Below are 13,770 nucleotides of genomic sequence, written 5' to 3' on the forward strand. Positions count from 1 at the left end.
CGGCACTGCACCTTCTCCCACAAGGTAAGAAGGTGCAGTGCCGGGCCACCAACTTTGAATTGCTCGCAGTTAGCCATTTCCCCGTTTGTAAACCGGCGAATGTATCTTCATAATCGCGAAGTGCTTTCGCGAGAATTCAAAAGCCTGAGCAAAGAGGCCGATCATGCCAGCGTTCGTGACTTTCGGGCGGATCCTGTTCGCCGTGCTGTTCATCTACACGGGTGCGGCAAGACTGTTTGCCATGCAGGCGACCGTTGATTTCATCGCCGCCAATGTCGTGACGCCCGACATGATCGCGCCTTACGCCAAGCAGATCGAGACGGCGACGGCCATGACCACGCCGCAACTGCTGGCGATCGCAGTCGGCGTGCTCGAGATCATCGCAGGCGTGATGATCGCGCTGAATTTCGGCGCGCGCTTCTTCGCGATGCTGATGATTATCTATGTCGCGGTCGCGACCTTCCTGTTCTACGACTTCTGGAACCAGGTGCCGCCTGACAACGGCAAGATGCTGGTCGACGCGCTCAAGAACCTGTCGATCATCGGCGCCCTGTTCATGATCATGGGCTACGGGCGCGCCACGCGTCCGGCCGAAGCGGCCTACGGGGACGTATAAAGGTTAAGCCACTACGTCCTGCGCCATGGCGTCACCGTCACGTCATGCGCGGCGTCGAGCAGATACGGCGCGCCCGGCTTCATCCCGTGTGAGGCCAGCACCTCCTGAGGCGTGCGCCCCGGTACTTCGACAAAACAGCCCTCGCCGCCGGGCAGCCGAAGGTGCGGGGCTTCCGACAGCCAGAACGTATCGTAGCGATCCATGAACATGTCGAACACGACGGGGCCGCCGATGATTGCGACGGTGCCGGAAGCGACATCGGCGAACGCACAGGCGTCCTCAAAGCTGGCGTGAGCCGGATTCCACAAGGTCGCGTTCGGCATCTCGGGATCGACGGTCAGAGTCTGGATCTTGCGGGTCAGGATCAGGCGCTTGCGCTTGGGTGAATTCGGCTGCTGCTCATGCGAGTGACGGCCGTGCACGATCAGCGCGGCGCGATCGAGCGCCTGCTCGAAGAACAGCTTGTCGCCTTCGAACTTCAGGCTGTCGGGCATGACATGCTCCGCGTCGGCGAGCATGCCGTCCGCGGAGACGATGACGTAGCCTTCGATGCGAAAGGACAATGGCGCGGCTATTCGGAGACCGTCGTCACGACGCTGTTGACTGGCCGGTTGCTCACCGTCGGCAGCTTGACGTCCTTGAGCAGCTCCTGGTCGTATTCCGGCAGCGTCGAGGCCGGGAACTTGGCGCGCATCGCCACCACCTTGTAACCGCCAGCCTTCAGGCGCTTGAGCAATTCGGGCAGGGCTTCCGCAGTGTGCTTCTGGAAGTCGTGCATCAGGATGATGCCCTTGCCCTTGCTGTCGAGCTTCTTCATGACGGTCTCGACCACCTTCTCGGGCTTCGAGGCCTTGAAGTCGAAGGAGTCGATGTCGCAGGAGAAAATCGCCGTGTTGCGGTTGCCGAGATAGGTGACCATCTCCGGCGGATGCTGGAGCGCCGGGAAGCGGAAGAAAGGCGAGGGCGAAATGCCGCCGAGCGCCCATTTCACCGCGGAAAGACCCTTCTCGATCTCTTCCTTGCGCTGCGCTTCCGTGAGCTTCTTGTTGTTGAGGTTGGCGTGCGACCAGGTGTGGGTGCCCACGGTATGGCCGGCCGCGTAGACCTGCTTCAGGATCTCCGGCTCGTAGGTCGCGTGCTTGCCGATCGAGAAGAAGATGCCGGTGGTGCACTCGTCGGCGAGCGCCTTCAGCACCGCGGGCGTGTTCTTGGGCCAGGGGCCGTCGTCGAAGGTCAGCACTACCTCGTGGTCGCGCAGGAAATCGAGCTCCTTGAAATGCTCGAAGCCGAAGCCAGGACCGCCCGTGGTGTCGATCTCGACGGTGCGGGCGACCCCAAGCGCGCCCGGCGTGTTGCAGGCTGCGCGGGCGGGCTGCGGCGCCTGCTTAGGCGGCGGAGGATTGACGAAGCCCGCCGGCGCGGCGGCGGGTGCGGGAGCTGCAGCGGGCGCAGCCGCAGCCGGTGTTGCCGCCGGTGCGGCCTGCGTCGCGGCGGCGGGCTTTGCAGCCGGGGTCTGCGACCATGCCGCGCCCGTCATCGCCAGAGACATCGCGCTTGCCAATATCAGTCCTGCCGCCACACGCATGGTGTTGTCCTCGAGATTGATCCCGTTGTTCCGCCGCGGCTTTTCGCCTTCGGCAAAACCATCCTGCCCATAACAATCCTAGCCTAGATGGTGGGCCCTCGCCATTGCAACGGCTGTTTGGCGCGCCAGCCCAATTGTGCCCAACCGGGTTGGGGACGCGTGGCGTCAAGTGTCGGCCAGCGCCTTGGCGATCGCCGTCTTGATCCGCGTGTCTGTCGGTTCGACCGCGGATGCAAAGACATCGGCGATATAGCCGTCCCGGCCGATCAGATATTTGTGGAAGTTCCAGCGCGGAACTTCTCGCGGGCGCGCCTCTGCCGCCCATTTGTAGAATGGATGCGCCTTTGCACCGACCACGATGGCCTTGGCCGCGATGGGGAAGGTAACGCCGTATTGGTGGTGGGCGGTTTCCGAGATCTCACTGGTGCCGCCGGGCTCCTGTCCGCCGAAATCGTTGGAGGGCACGCCAATGACGGTGAGGCCGCGTTCGCGAAACTCGCCCCAGATGTCTTGCAGGCCGGCATATTGCGGCGTGTAACCGCAGAGCGAAGCGGTGTTCACCACCAGCAGCGGCCTGCCAGTGAAGGCCGCAAGGCGGATGTCGTCGCCTGACAATGCCGGGAAAGAGAAGGCGTAGGCGGAAATTCGGCTCATGCCGCCATCCGCCAGTGCACGCGTCGCCGGCGCCAGCGTGCCTGCAAAGGCGGCGATGAGTATGGTCCTGCGGTTCATCATAACGGCGTCCCCCGAAATGATCCGGGGCGCATGTTACCCCGTCGGTGCGAGCGGCGTCGTCAACACGGCGTTATCTGCCGCGATGAGGCGCGTTAGTACAGGCGGACGATGAAATCGGTGCCTTCGCCAGTCTCGCCCTGGTTGATGCCCTGGTCGGAGACGATGATCGAGCCGCCCGATGTCAGCATTTCGTTGATCCTCGCGATCGTGTCGGCCGGGATCGAGACGCGGTCCAGGGCCTCGGCTGGACTGTCCGGCGGGACCACAGGCTTTACGGCGACGGGAATCACCGCCGCGCCACGTTGGCGGCCTGTCACGCGGCCGTCATCTTCGCGCGCGGCAGAACGGACCGACACTGGCAAGGACACCACCGACCAATGCAGCGCATTGGAATCGGCCTTGTCGATTTCGGCGGTAAAGACATGCGTGCCGAGCGGCCGATCACTCGCGGCGATTGTGACAGGCACCTCGAACAGCGGCGCAAAGTTCTGCCGCACGTAGAGCTTGGAATCCTTGCGGCTGATGAAGACCGCGATCTGGCCCGCTCGCTTGGGCGCTTCAGGTTTTGCCACGGGCGCCGGATCGGCAACGCGGGTTTCGTCCTTCTTGACGTCGGTCGTGGCCGCCTGCGCTGGCGCCGCGGCCGGTGCATCGGATGTCTTCGCGAGTTCGGACTTCGGCGTCTCCGCGGCGTCGACAGGCTTCGCTTCAGTGTTCGCGGGCTGCGCGGCGTCTCCGGCCTCTGGCTTGGCCGCGTCCGCCGCCTCAGCGGGCTTGGTCTCGGGCTTTGCCGTTGTCTCGGTGTTGTCGGCCGATGCCGGGGCCTCCTCGCGGGCTGGGGCATATCCGGTGGTCACGTCCGACATCACGGTGTGGCCGACCGACGAGCGCAGCTCGGGCACGCCGTCGGCGCTGGCGGTTTTCGTTTCAACCGGCTTTGCTTCGGTGGCCGCGGTATTGGCCGTGCCCTTGTCGGCCTTGTCGCCGGCATTGGTCTGCGGCTCGAGGCTGGCCGCGGGTTGCGGTGGCACGCGCAGCGAGGCAAGCAGCGGATGTGAGAACTTCTGCGGCGACATCTGACCGGGCGAAACGATCACGCGCGCGCCCATCCTGGTCCAGTTCCACATCTTCACCGCGAACGCCATCGGCATGCGGATGCAGCCGTGCGAGGCTGGATAGCCCGGCAGCACGCCGGCATGCATGGCAACGCCCGACCAGGTGATCCGCTGCATGTACGGCATCGGCGCGCCGCTATAGATGTTGGAGTGGTGGAATTTGTGCTTCTGGATGACGCTGAACACACCCATCGGCGTCGAATGGCCCTTCATGCCCGTCGAAACCGGGGATTCCGCGAACACGCCTTTGCTGTCGTAGACCGTGACCTTCTGCCGGTCGATCGAGACGACGATGACGAGAGGACCTTGCGGTTTGGTGCCGGCTTCTTTTTCGGCAACAAGGTCTTTTTTGCCGACCGCACCGCGCTTCTGCGGTTTCTGGCGCGGGACGTCGAGATGGCGCTCCTGGCGCCCGTAGGACCCGTCGGAATAGTCCGTCCAGTAATAAAACGCTGCGTCCGCCTGGCTTGCCGTGCCGATCGCACCCGCCGCCGCCAAAATGGCGACCTGCCAAAGCCGCGTCGGCTTGGCAGAAAAACCGGCCCCGTTCACGCTGTTCATCCTCGAATCCATAATCCAAATCAGATGTTAGTCTCTCAGAGGGGATACGCGTTCACCAGCATGGCGGTTCTGCCATCAGCTACATTTGTCCAAAGCGTAGCAAAAAAGCCTCACGGAGCGGTAAACGGCGGCCGTGTCGGCTTGCCGGTCGTCTTCCTGATCGGTCGCCTCATCCCTACATTGCTGGAAGTTGTTACCGGAGAGGTTCATGTCATCTCGTTTCCGCAGTCTTTCCAGCATCCGCTTGAAAGGCCTCGCTTTATTCCTCATGGCGTTGACCGTGCCGGCAGCGTCCGCCTTCGCCGCCGACGAGCCGGATCTGATCTTTCGCCGCTCGACCGTGTTCAAATGGATGAGCCCGAACGACAAGCTTGCGACCTACGGCCTCGACGATCCTGAAGTCGAGGGCGTGGCCTGTCATTTTACGGTGCCGGAGAAGGGCGGCTTCAAGGGCTGGCTGGGCCTTGCCGAGGAAGTCTCGGACATTTCGCTCGCCTGCCGTCAGGTCGGCCCGATCAAGTTCAAGAACAAGATGGAGCAGGGCGACGACATGTTCCGCCAGCGCCGCTCGCTGTTCTTCAAGAAGATGCAGATCGTGCGCGGCTGTGACGCGAAGCGCAACGTGCTGGTCTACATGGTCTATTCGGACAGGCTGATCGAGGGTTCGCCGAAGAACTCGACCTCGACCGTGCCGGTCATGCCGTGGGGACCGGCGGACGCCAACGTCCAGAAGTGCGGAGAGTTCTTCACTCAGTGACGCTCTTGCGTTCACTCAGTGACGCTCTCGCGTGCACTCAGTGAGGGGTTTGCGTTCACTCGATGATGTCAGCGCGGATGGCGCGCGGTTTTGCAAGATGCGAGCCGGTCAGCCGCACGAATGACTGCGGCGTGGCCTCAAAGCCCCGGCTCGATTGTAGCGCCATTTCGCCAGGCGAATGGGCACTGCTGTGAACAGGTCGTTGCTCCCGGCGGTCCGTTCGTTGGTCCGCATCGCGCGTCGTTGCGCGATTCTGCGCGGTCATGATGGCTGTTCCTCACATGAACGCGCTCGGCGATGCTCGGGCGTCCTCGGTCTCGATAGCTTGGGTCGCAGTCGAAGCGCCCCCGGTTCGACAGGACCCAGCCTTCGTTCGGCTTCTCTTCAGCAGAAAAACGTAAAACGCATGTGAAGGGTGTGAGGCGGGATCATGACGGCGCCGGCGTTCCGCGGCGCATCCGAGCTCGCCGGAACCTGCCAGGCTACATTGGGTGACCGCACGACCCATCTGAAAAGATTGAGATTTTCCATGGAATATGTCGTCGCCTCGAGCGGGACGAAACAATTCTCACGGAGACGAAACCATTTTCCGGCTTTGGCGCATCACGCGCGAAACCGCCCATGGTTATCAACCTCACAACGACGACGGCGCACGCCGGCCACCGAATTCGGAGAGAACTTCATGCGCACGCTCAGCCTCATCCTTGCTTTCGGTTTCGTGCTCGCCGGCTCCTCGTTCGCAGGCTCGCCGGACGGCAATGTCCCGGGTATCGGTACTTTCCAGTACAGCGGCTCGCCGATCATGATCCCGGCACCGCAGCCGATCGTGGTTGCCGCGCGCTTCTGATCGCCAACAAGAAAAATCAGCCAATAAAGGCCATCATGCTTGCTCGTTCCTGCGCCGCGGCGTTCATATCCCTTCTGACGATCAGTGCCGTTCAGGCGCAAGTGCGCTCTCCCTCCAGATTACCCGATCCCCGTACCGAGTTCGTGAGGCAATGCGCGCCGCGCATGCTCGGGCGATGGGAGCATCCGGAAGAGGTCTGCGGCTGCCTGCACGATCATGCTGCCGCCGTCGTCGAGGATCGCGATCTTCGCGAGGCCCTGCTGCGCGGCATCAGCGAGACCGGAGTGCCGACGATCGAGACCGATTGGGTGCCGGCCGCAAAGCAGATCGAAATCGGCCCGACCTTCACCAAGATCGCCAAGCCGACCCTGCAATGCATGTTCGACCCGGCGAAGTAGCGCTCAGCGCTTTGATTTCGGACCAAATCGCGACACGCAGATGCTCGTCCGTGCGACGCCCTTGTCGGTCATTTTGGCGCCGCGCACTTCCTTGACCTGTCCGGCGGGGCAGGTTCCGTCGTCCACTTGCACGCGCTGGCCGAGCTTGAGATCGACGATGTCCTGCTCGCGTCCGACCGAGCCTGCGCGCGCCGTCGCGGCGAGTGCGATGAAGATCAGGAGCGAAAGGCAAGTCGCGCGGCGTAGCAGCATGGGGTGAGCTCCCGGCATCGATGTCGCAATGTAGGGAGCGGCAGCCGATTCTCATAGTGAACGTTCATCATGCCCGCCGGGCCGGCGTGCGCCTCGCTCGCAAGGCCACTCGCGATTCCCGCGCGAGTCGTTCGGCGGAGGCCACGAGCTTCGAAACCGCGTGGCCGGAAAATCCCAGCACGAAACCGGGCTGTGGGCGCGCGCGTGAATAGGTGTCGGCCAACAGCCAGCCTTCGGCGCTCGCGGCCTGCTTGGCTTTCGCCGCCACAGACAGATCGACCGAGGGATCGAACCGGGCGACTAGATGCAGACCCTGTGATGGGACCGGCACCGACAGCACGCCATCGGATGCGGCTTCGAGCCTCCCGGCCAGCGCGTCGCGCGCCTCGCGGTAAAGCTTGCGCACGCGCTTCAGGTTCGCCGCGAACGCGCCGGAATTGAGCATGTCGGCCACCGCGCCCTCCATCAGCGTGCCGGGAAAGCGGTCGAGCGCGGCCCGCGTCGCGGCGACATCCGCAATCAAGCGCTCGGGCAGGGCGCAATAGCCGATGCGCAGGCCCGGAAACAACGTCTTCGCGAACGTGCCCATGTAGATCACGCGCTGGAGGTGATCGATACCGGCCAGCGACATCAGCGGCGCGCCGTCGTAACGGAATTCGCTGTCGTAATCGTCTTCCAGCACGAAGGCGCCGGCCTGCCTGGCCCAGTCCAGCAGCTCGAGCCGCCGCGGCATCGACATCTGCACACCCAGCGGAAACTGGTGCGACGGCGTCACATAGGCTGCGCGCGCGGACGGCGCCGCTGCGCGGCCTTTGGCGACCCGCATGCCGTGCGCGTCGACGGGAACGGAGACGGCACGATAGCCGCAATGCGCGATGGTTTTCCGCGCAGCGGGGTAGCCGGGGTCTTCGCACCAGACCTGGTCGTTGGGCTTCAGGATCGCGCTCAGCACGATGCGCAGCGCGTGCAGCGTGCCCGACGTCAGCATGATCTGATCGGGATCGCAGCGCAGGCCCCGCGCCGACAACAGATGATCGGCGATCGCCGCACGCAGCTCGCGGCTGCCACGGGGATCGCCATAGTGCAGATGCTCAGCGCCGAAGGCGCGCATGCGACGGCCGACAAAGGCGCGGAAACGCTGCACGGCGCGCGCGTCGATATGGGTGCAGCCGAGCGAAAACGCGCCTTGCCCGGGCGTTTCGACGCTGATCTTCGGCCGCTTCGGCTCAGCCGCGCGCGCGGGGATGCGCGCGGCGACGAAGGTGCCGGAGCCGACGGTGGCGTCGGCAAAGCCGTCGGCAATCAGCCGCTCATAGGCGGTGACGACGGCATTGCGCCGAAAGCCGGTCTGTTTGGCCAGCGTGCGCGACGGCGGCACCGGCTCGCCGGGTTTCACCAGACCGCCGACGATCATCTCGCACAGTGCCTGATACAGCCGGTGCGCCGACGAGGCGCCAGCCGTGATGTGCGGGCCTGCGAGGTCGAGCGGCAGCTCGGCTTTGGCCGGCGAGGGGACAGAATTGGTCGGAATTTTTCGCATGGAATTGGCACTATCGCAGACCAAATCCGCGCCTACAACTGTTCTGGCATTGTTCAAATCCGACAGGAGCGGCCGTGAGCCAGACCGAGAACCAGAATTCCTATCCGATATCCACGCGCAACCAGGTGAAGCGCCGTCATGACCGCGGCTTCTACGATCACGACACCGTTCATCGTATCCTGGATTCCTCGATGCTCTGCCACGTCTCCTACGCGATCGACGGCCAGCCCTATTGCACGCCGACCTTCTTCTGGCGCGAAGGGACGAAGCTGTACTGGCACGGCTCAAGCGCCAGCCGCATGCTGCGCAACCAGACCAGGGGCGAGCGCGTGTGCCTGACGGTCGCCCATCTCGACAGCCTGGTGCTGGCGCGCTGCGGATTCAATCACTCGGCCGACTACCGCGCCGTGATGGCATTCGGCACCGCCTATCTCGTCACCGATCCCGACGAGAAAGAGCGCGCGGTCATCGCGATGGTCGACCGCTTCTTCCCCGATCGCACCGCGAGCCTGCGGGCGAGCAACACCCAGGAGATCAAGGCGACCTCCTTTATCGCGATGGAGATCGAGGAGGCCTCCGCGAAAATCCGGGCCAAGGGTGTCGCCGACGACGACGAGGACTATGAATTGCCGATCTATGCCGAGCGCATCCCGGTGCGCACGGTGCTCGGCGCGCCGGAGCCTTGCCCGCGGCTGCTCGACGGCGTGCGCCGGCCGGCGACACTGAATGGCTATTCGGAGGGCCGGCTGCTCGAAGATGCATTGCGGGATGCCTATTTTGCAGAGTACCGGAACGGCTGAAATCGGTTAGCTTGCGCTCCATCGATGATCTCAATGCCCGATTGGAGTTGCCGGATGAATGCCGAAACGCAGCAGAGGATTCTTGACGCCGTCGATGCCGGCTTCGAAGCCCAGCTCGCGACCACACGCGATCTCGTCGCGATCCCCTCGACGCGCGGTGCGGAGGGGCCATGCCAGGACATGATCGGCGACCTCCTGCGCGCGCGCGGATACGAGGTCGACGACTGGCACATCAATGTCGACGACCTCAAGGATCTGCGCGGCTTCGGGCCCATCGAGCACGATTTTTCGAAGGCCCGCACTGTGGTCGGCACGTACCGGCCCAAAACCGAGGCGGGCAAATCGCTGATCCTCCAGGGCCATTGCGACGTGGTGCCCGCGGGGCCGCTGGAATTGTGGGACACCCCGCCGTTCTCGCCCGTCATCAAGGACGGCAAGATGTTCGGTCGCGGTGCCTCCGACATGAAGTCGGGCACCATCGCAGCGCTCTCCGCGCTCGATGCGATCAGGGCCGCGGGCCTGAGGCCGACGGCGCGGATTCACTTCCAGTCTGTGATCGAGGAGGAGAGCACCGGCGTCGGGGCGCTCTCGACGCTTCAACGAGGCTATCGTGCGGATGCCTGCTTCATTCCTGAGCCGACCGGCGGCAAGATGGTGCGCTCGCAGGTGGGCGTGATCTGGTTCCGCCTGCGCGTGAAGGGCCATCCGACCCATGTCGCCTTCGCCGGCTCCGGCGCGAATGCAATCATGGCGGCCTATCATTTGATCCAGGCGCTGCAAAAACTCGAGATCGAGTGGAACGAGCGCGCGAAAGCCGATCGTCACTTCAAGACGCTGAACCATCCCATCAACTTCAACCCCGGCATCATCAAGGGCGGCGACTGGGCCTCCAGCGTGCCGGCCTGGTGCGACGTCGATTGCCGGATTGCCGTGTTGCCGGGCTGGTCGATCGCCGATCACCAGAAGGAGATTCTTGCGTGTGTCGCCGCCGCCGCACGCAACCACCGCTTCCTCGCCAACAATCCGCCGGAGATCGAATGGTCGGGCTTTTTGTCGGAAGGCTATGAGCTGACCAATGCCACCGCGCCTGAGGCGGCGTTCGGCAAGGCTTTCAGCACCGTGTATGGCGGCCAAATCGAAGACCTCGTCTTCACCGCGCTCACCGACACCCGCTTCTACGGCCTCAATCACGGCATCCCGAGCCTGTGCTTCGGCGCGAGTGGCGGCGAGATGCACGGCTTCAATGAATATGTCGATCTGGACTCGCTGAAAAAGACGACCAAGGCATTGGCGCTGTTCATCGCGGATTGGTGCGGGGTGGAGCAGGGGTAGGGGCCTTCCCCCGTCATGCGAGGAGCCCTTGCGACGAAGCAATCCAGACTGCCACCGCGGAGGCAGACTGGATTGCTTCGCTGCGCTGGCAATGACGGGGGCTGCCCAATCCACCCGCGTCCCAAAATCCTTTAAGCTTAAAATAAAGACTAGGATGGCGGCCGCGCCGGTGGCAGACTAAGGCCCGGTCCGCAGGACAGTCCGAGGAAGGCACGATGCGCGATTGGGATGACGCCTACGCCAATTCGGCCCATATCCCGGGCTCGGACAAGATACCGGCGCTGTGGGCGGAGCGCGCGGCGGCTTATCGCGCCGGACTGAAGGAGTTTCGCGCCGACATCGCCTATGGCCCCGGCGAGCGCCAGCGCCTCGACCTGATCTTGCCCGACGGCGACAGCAAGGGCCTCGTCGTCTTCGTCCACGGCGGCTACTGGATGCGCTTCGACAAATCGGCATGGACTGATCTCGCCGAAGGCGCGCGGCATCACGGCTGGACGGTGGCACTGCCAAGCTACACGCTGACGCCGGCCGCGCGCATCTCCGACATTACTGGGGAAATCACCACAGCGATCGCCAAGGCGGCCGCGCTGGTCGCGGGCCCGATCCGGCTCGCCGGCCATTCCGCGGGCGGGCATCTCGTTACGCGCATGCTGTGCGACGACAGCCGGCTGGAGCCCGCCGTCTTCAACCGCATCGCCGGGACGCTGTCCATCAGCGGCCTGCATGATCTGCGTCCGCTGCTCAAAACCAGGATGAACAACACCCTGCGCATGACGATGGAGGAGGCCACGCTGGAAAGCGCGGCGCTGCATCTGCCGCGCGGGCCTTCGCCGGTGACCGCCTGGGTCGGTGGCAACGAGCGGCCCGAATTCATCCGCCAGTCCGATCTGATGGCCAATGTCTGGACTGGTTTCGATGTGCCGACGCGTCTTGTCGTCGATCCCGGGCTGAACCATTTCACCGTGATCGACGCCCTCAAGGACCCGTCGTCGCCCATCACCGCGCGCCTGATCGGCCTCGACTGACGAGGCCTTGAAGATCGATCGAAAGGGCCTGCCATGACGTCCAGCCAATACGATCCCGCAAGCGAAGGCGCTGAGACCGATTTCGCCCGGCGCATGTCCTATGGACACTATCTGGCGCTGGACGCGATCCTCGGCGCGCAGCATCCCCTGTCGGAAGCCCATGACGAGATGCTGTTCATCATCCAGCATCAGACCACCGAGCTGTGGATGCGGCTCGCCATCCACGAGCTCAGCGCCGCACGCCGTTCGATCGCGAAGGATGAGGTGCAGCCTGCAATGAAGATGCTGGCACGGATGTCGCGCATCTTCGAGCAGCTCAACGGCGCCTGGGACGTGCTGCGCACCATGACGCCCAGCGAGTATACGCGCTTCCGCTCGCAGCTTGGCCAGTCTTCAGGCTTCCAGTCGCGGCAATACCGGCAGATCGAATTCCTGCTCGGCAACCGCAACCACGCCATGCTCAAGCCGCACGCGCACGATCTGGAAACAACGCAGCTGCTCGAAGCCGAGCTCGCAACGCCAAGCCTCTATGACGAGGTGCTGCGGCTCGCCGACCGCAACGGGCTCAAGATGCCTGCGGCCGTGCTGGCGCGCGATGTTCGCGAGACTCATAGCTTCAATGAAGGTGTGCTGCAGGCTTGGCGTATCGTCTACGAGACGCCGGAAACGCACTGGATGCTCTACGAGCTCGCCGAGAAGCTGGTCGATTTCGAGGACTATTTCCGGCGCTGGCGCTTCAACCATGTGACGACGGTCGAGCGCGTCATCGGCTTCAAGCGCGGCACCGGTGGCACTGGCGGCGTCAGCTACCTCAAGCGCATGCTGGAGGTCGAGCTGTTTCCGGAACTCTGGCGCGTGCGCACGATCCTGTAGAGAATTCCATGACCAAGCTTCGCGTCTACGACGACACCAAAGCGCTGTTCCATATGCCGGACGGTGTGATCTATCTCGACGGCAATTCGCTCGGCGCGTTGCCGCTTGGCGTTGCCGAGCGCGTCAGCCGCGTCATCACCGCCGAGTGGGGCGATGACTTGATCCGCGCCTGGAATACGGCTGGCTGGTATGCCCAGCCGCGCCATGTCGGCGATCGCATCGCGCGCCTGATCGGTGCGGAAGCCGGCTCCGTCATGGTCGGAGATACGCTGTCGCTCAAGCTCTATCAGGCGCTCGCCGCCGCGCTCGACATGAACGCGTCGCGCAAGGTCGTTCTATCGGACACCGGCAACTTTCCGACCGACCTCTACATGGCCGAAGGCCTGATCGCGACCCTTGGCCGTGGCCATCAATTGCGCCTGGTGGCGCCGGAGGAGATCGAGGCTTCGTTGTCGGAGGAGATCGCGGTGCTCTACATCACCGAGGTCGATTACCGCACCGGACGGCGCCACGACATGGCGAAGCTGACTGCAAGAGCGCATGCGCTCGGCATCGTCACGGTCTGGGACCTCGCGCATTCGGCCGGCGCGCTGCCGGTTGACCTTGCAGGCACCGGCGCGGATTTCGCCGCTGGATGCACCTACAAATACATCAACGCCGGCCCCGGCGCGCCGGCCTTCCTCTACGTTGCGCCGCGCCACGCCGACAGCGTGCGCGCCGCTTTGTCGGGTTGGATGGGGCATGCAAAGCCGTTCGCGTTCGAGCTTGCCTATGCGGCCGCAGGTGGCGTTGAGCGCATGCGCGTGGGAACGCCGCCGGTGCTGGCAATGGCGGCATTGGAAGCTTCGCTCGACATCTGGGACCGCGTCGATATCGCCGAGGTCCGAGCCGGCTCGCTGGCCCTCGGCGATCTCCTGATTGCCGAGGTCGAACGCCGCTGTCCGTCCTTGAAGCTTGTTACGCCGCGCACGCATCAGCGCCGCGGCTCTCAGGTCTCCTTCGCCTTCGACGGCGGCTATGCCGCGATGCAAGCCCTCATCGCCCGTGGCGTGATCGGCGATTTCCGCGCGCCTGACATCATGAGGTTTGGCATCACGCCGCTGTATATCGGCGAGGGCGAGATCGTGCGGGCAGCCGAGTTTATCGAGGAGGTGATCGCGGGCGAAATTTGGCGGCGGCCGGAGTATCAGGTGGTGAATGCGGTGACGTGAGGTACGAACGCTGTCTCCCCGTCATTGCTTTGCCGCGAAGAGCAATTCACCCTGTGAGCAGAATGATTTGGGAGGAGATCCGATGACGCCGCTCGAGAAAATTAAAGCAATGAAGATGCCGTT

General features: G+C 63.9%; 16 protein-coding genes. 9 read left to right on the plus strand and 7 right to left on the minus strand.

The genetic code is table 11. The annotated features are described in order from the left end of the window. Positions 1–163: 163 nt before the first annotated feature. Positions 164–616: a DoxX family protein gene (locus tag ACFQX9_RS21855; RefSeq protein WP_377790431.1), complete on the plus strand. Its 453-nt coding sequence runs from the start codon at positions 164–166 to the stop codon at positions 614–616. An 11-nt stretch (positions 617–627) separates the two neighbouring features. On the opposite strand, the gene ACFQX9_RS21860 is transcribed toward ACFQX9_RS21855, so the two are convergent. From ACFQX9_RS21860 to ACFQX9_RS21875, 4 genes are all read right to left on the minus strand, one after another. Beyond that, positions 628–1,179: a dihydrofolate reductase gene (locus ACFQX9_RS21860; protein WP_377790433.1), complete on the minus strand. Its 552-nt coding sequence runs from the start codon at positions 1,177–1,179 to the stop codon at positions 628–630. 8 nt (positions 1,180–1,187) lie between these two features. Then, entirely contained in the window at positions 1,188–2,201 is a 1,014-nt protein-coding gene (locus ACFQX9_RS21865) for a polysaccharide deacetylase family protein (RefSeq protein ID WP_377790435.1), read from the minus strand. Positions 2,202–2,366: 165 nt separating this feature from the next. Beyond that, on the minus strand, positions 2,367–2,936 hold the full coding sequence (locus ACFQX9_RS21870; RefSeq protein ID WP_247391422.1) for a glutathione peroxidase: 570 nt from the start codon (positions 2,934–2,936) through the stop codon (positions 2,367–2,369). Between the two features lie 92 nt (positions 2,937–3,028). Continuing rightward, complete coding sequence (locus tag ACFQX9_RS21875; RefSeq protein WP_085384887.1) at positions 3,029–4,612, minus strand: L,D-transpeptidase family protein; 1,584 nt, start codon at positions 4,610–4,612, stop codon at positions 3,029–3,031. Positions 4,613–4,820: 208 nt separating this feature from the next. On the opposite strand from ACFQX9_RS21875, the gene ACFQX9_RS21880 reads away from it, so the two are divergent. Then, positions 4,821–5,369 carry a CreA family protein gene (locus ACFQX9_RS21880; RefSeq protein ID WP_026233134.1) on the plus strand — a complete coding sequence of 183 codons (549 nt, stop codon included), beginning with the start codon at positions 4,821–4,823 and terminating at the stop codon, positions 5,367–5,369. Between the two features lie 55 nt (positions 5,370–5,424). On the opposite strand, the gene ACFQX9_RS21885 is transcribed toward ACFQX9_RS21880, so the two are convergent. Continuing rightward, positions 5,425–5,634, minus strand: coding sequence for a hypothetical protein (locus tag ACFQX9_RS21885; protein ID WP_204511014.1), 210 nt, complete (start codon positions 5,632–5,634; stop codon positions 5,425–5,427). Between the two features lie 417 nt (positions 5,635–6,051). On the opposite strand from ACFQX9_RS21885, the gene ACFQX9_RS21890 reads away from it, so the two are divergent. Together ACFQX9_RS21890 and ACFQX9_RS21895 are read left to right on the plus strand one after the other, a co-directional pair. After that, positions 6,052–6,216: a hypothetical protein gene (locus ACFQX9_RS21890; protein ID WP_018456302.1), complete on the plus strand. Its 165-nt coding sequence runs from the start codon at positions 6,052–6,054 to the stop codon at positions 6,214–6,216. Positions 6,217–6,251: 35 nt separating this feature from the next. Then, a complete protein-coding gene (locus ACFQX9_RS21895) occupies positions 6,252–6,614 on the plus strand; it encodes a hypothetical protein (RefSeq protein ID WP_247368332.1) in 363 nt (120 codons plus the stop codon). A 3-nt stretch (positions 6,615–6,617) separates the two neighbouring features. Here ACFQX9_RS21895 and ACFQX9_RS21900 read toward each other — a convergent pair whose 3' ends face one another. Together ACFQX9_RS21900 and ACFQX9_RS21905 are read right to left on the minus strand one after the other, a co-directional pair. Next, positions 6,618–6,866: a DUF6719 family protein gene (locus ACFQX9_RS21900; protein WP_085352966.1), complete on the minus strand. Its 249-nt coding sequence runs from the start codon at positions 6,864–6,866 to the stop codon at positions 6,618–6,620. A 67-nt stretch (positions 6,867–6,933) separates the two neighbouring features. Further along, entirely contained in the window at positions 6,934–8,406 is a 1,473-nt protein-coding gene (locus ACFQX9_RS21905; protein ID WP_377790438.1) for a PLP-dependent aminotransferase family protein, read from the minus strand. A 74-nt stretch (positions 8,407–8,480) separates the two neighbouring features. Between ACFQX9_RS21905 and ACFQX9_RS21910 the strand changes: the two genes are divergently transcribed. The 5 genes from ACFQX9_RS21910 to kynU all read left to right on the plus strand — a co-directional run bounded on the left by ACFQX9_RS21910 (position 8,481) and on the right by kynU (position 13,647). Further along, a complete protein-coding gene (locus ACFQX9_RS21910) occupies positions 8,481–9,206 on the plus strand; it encodes a pyridoxamine 5'-phosphate oxidase family protein (RefSeq protein WP_247368329.1) in 726 nt (241 codons plus the stop codon). Between the two features lie 54 nt (positions 9,207–9,260). Next, complete coding sequence (locus tag ACFQX9_RS21915; protein ID WP_377790440.1) at positions 9,261–10,538, plus strand: ArgE/DapE family deacylase; 1,278 nt, start codon at positions 9,261–9,263, stop codon at positions 10,536–10,538. A gap of 215 nt (positions 10,539–10,753) precedes the next feature. Continuing rightward, positions 10,754–11,563, plus strand: a complete 810-nt coding sequence (locus tag ACFQX9_RS21920; protein ID WP_247368323.1) for an alpha/beta hydrolase — start codon at positions 10,754–10,756, stop codon at positions 11,561–11,563. 33 nt (positions 11,564–11,596) lie between these two features. Next, the gene (gene kynA, locus ACFQX9_RS21925) at positions 11,597–12,436 is read left to right on the plus strand and encodes a tryptophan 2,3-dioxygenase (protein WP_377790443.1); all 840 of its coding nucleotides are present in this window, start codon (positions 11,597–11,599) and stop codon (positions 12,434–12,436) included. An 8-nt stretch (positions 12,437–12,444) separates the two neighbouring features. Next, positions 12,445–13,647, plus strand: coding sequence for a kynureninase (gene kynU, locus ACFQX9_RS21930; protein WP_377790445.1), 1,203 nt, complete (start codon positions 12,445–12,447; stop codon positions 13,645–13,647). Positions 13,648–13,770: the final 123 nt, after the last annotated feature.

It is taken from the genome of Bradyrhizobium sp. GCM10028915, from assembly GCF_042666195.1.
Classification (GTDB): Bacteria; Pseudomonadota; Alphaproteobacteria; order Rhizobiales; family Xanthobacteraceae; genus Bradyrhizobium; species Bradyrhizobium canariense_D.

Coding starts and splice junctions, on each gene's coding strand:
- ACFQX9_RS21855 (WP_377790431.1), top strand. CDS start 164: ATGCCAGCGTTCGTGACTTTCGGGCGGATCCTGTTCGCCGTGCTGTTC.
- ACFQX9_RS21865 (WP_377790435.1), bottom strand. CDS start 2,201: ATGCGTGTGGCGGCAGGACTGATATTGGCAAGCGCGATGTCTCTGGCG.
- ACFQX9_RS21870 (WP_247391422.1), bottom strand. CDS start 2,936: ATGATGAACCGCAGGACCATACTCATCGCCGCCTTTGCAGGCACGCTG.
- ACFQX9_RS21875 (WP_085384887.1), bottom strand. CDS start 4,612: ATGAACAGCGTGAACGGGGCCGGTTTTTCTGCCAAGCCGACGCGGCTT.
- ACFQX9_RS21880 (WP_026233134.1), top strand. CDS start 4,821: ATGTCATCTCGTTTCCGCAGTCTTTCCAGCATCCGCTTGAAAGGCCTC.
- ACFQX9_RS21885 (WP_204511014.1), bottom strand. CDS start 5,634: ATGACCGCGCAGAATCGCGCAACGACGCGCGATGCGGACCAACGAACG.
- ACFQX9_RS21890 (WP_018456302.1), top strand. CDS start 6,052: ATGCGCACGCTCAGCCTCATCCTTGCTTTCGGTTTCGTGCTCGCCGGC.
- ACFQX9_RS21895 (WP_247368332.1), top strand. CDS start 6,252: ATGCTTGCTCGTTCCTGCGCCGCGGCGTTCATATCCCTTCTGACGATC.
- ACFQX9_RS21900 (WP_085352966.1), bottom strand. CDS start 6,866: ATGCTGCTACGCCGCGCGACTTGCCTTTCGCTCCTGATCTTCATCGCA.
- ACFQX9_RS21905 (WP_377790438.1), bottom strand. CDS start 8,406: ATGCGAAAAATTCCGACCAATTCTGTCCCCTCGCCGGCCAAAGCCGAG.
- ACFQX9_RS21915 (WP_377790440.1), top strand. CDS start 9,261: ATGAATGCCGAAACGCAGCAGAGGATTCTTGACGCCGTCGATGCCGGC.
- ACFQX9_RS21920 (WP_247368323.1), top strand. CDS start 10,754: ATGCGCGATTGGGATGACGCCTACGCCAATTCGGCCCATATCCCGGGC.
- kynA (WP_377790443.1), top strand. CDS start 11,597: ATGACGTCCAGCCAATACGATCCCGCAAGCGAAGGCGCTGAGACCGAT.
- kynU (WP_377790445.1), top strand. CDS start 12,445: ATGACCAAGCTTCGCGTCTACGACGACACCAAAGCGCTGTTCCATATG.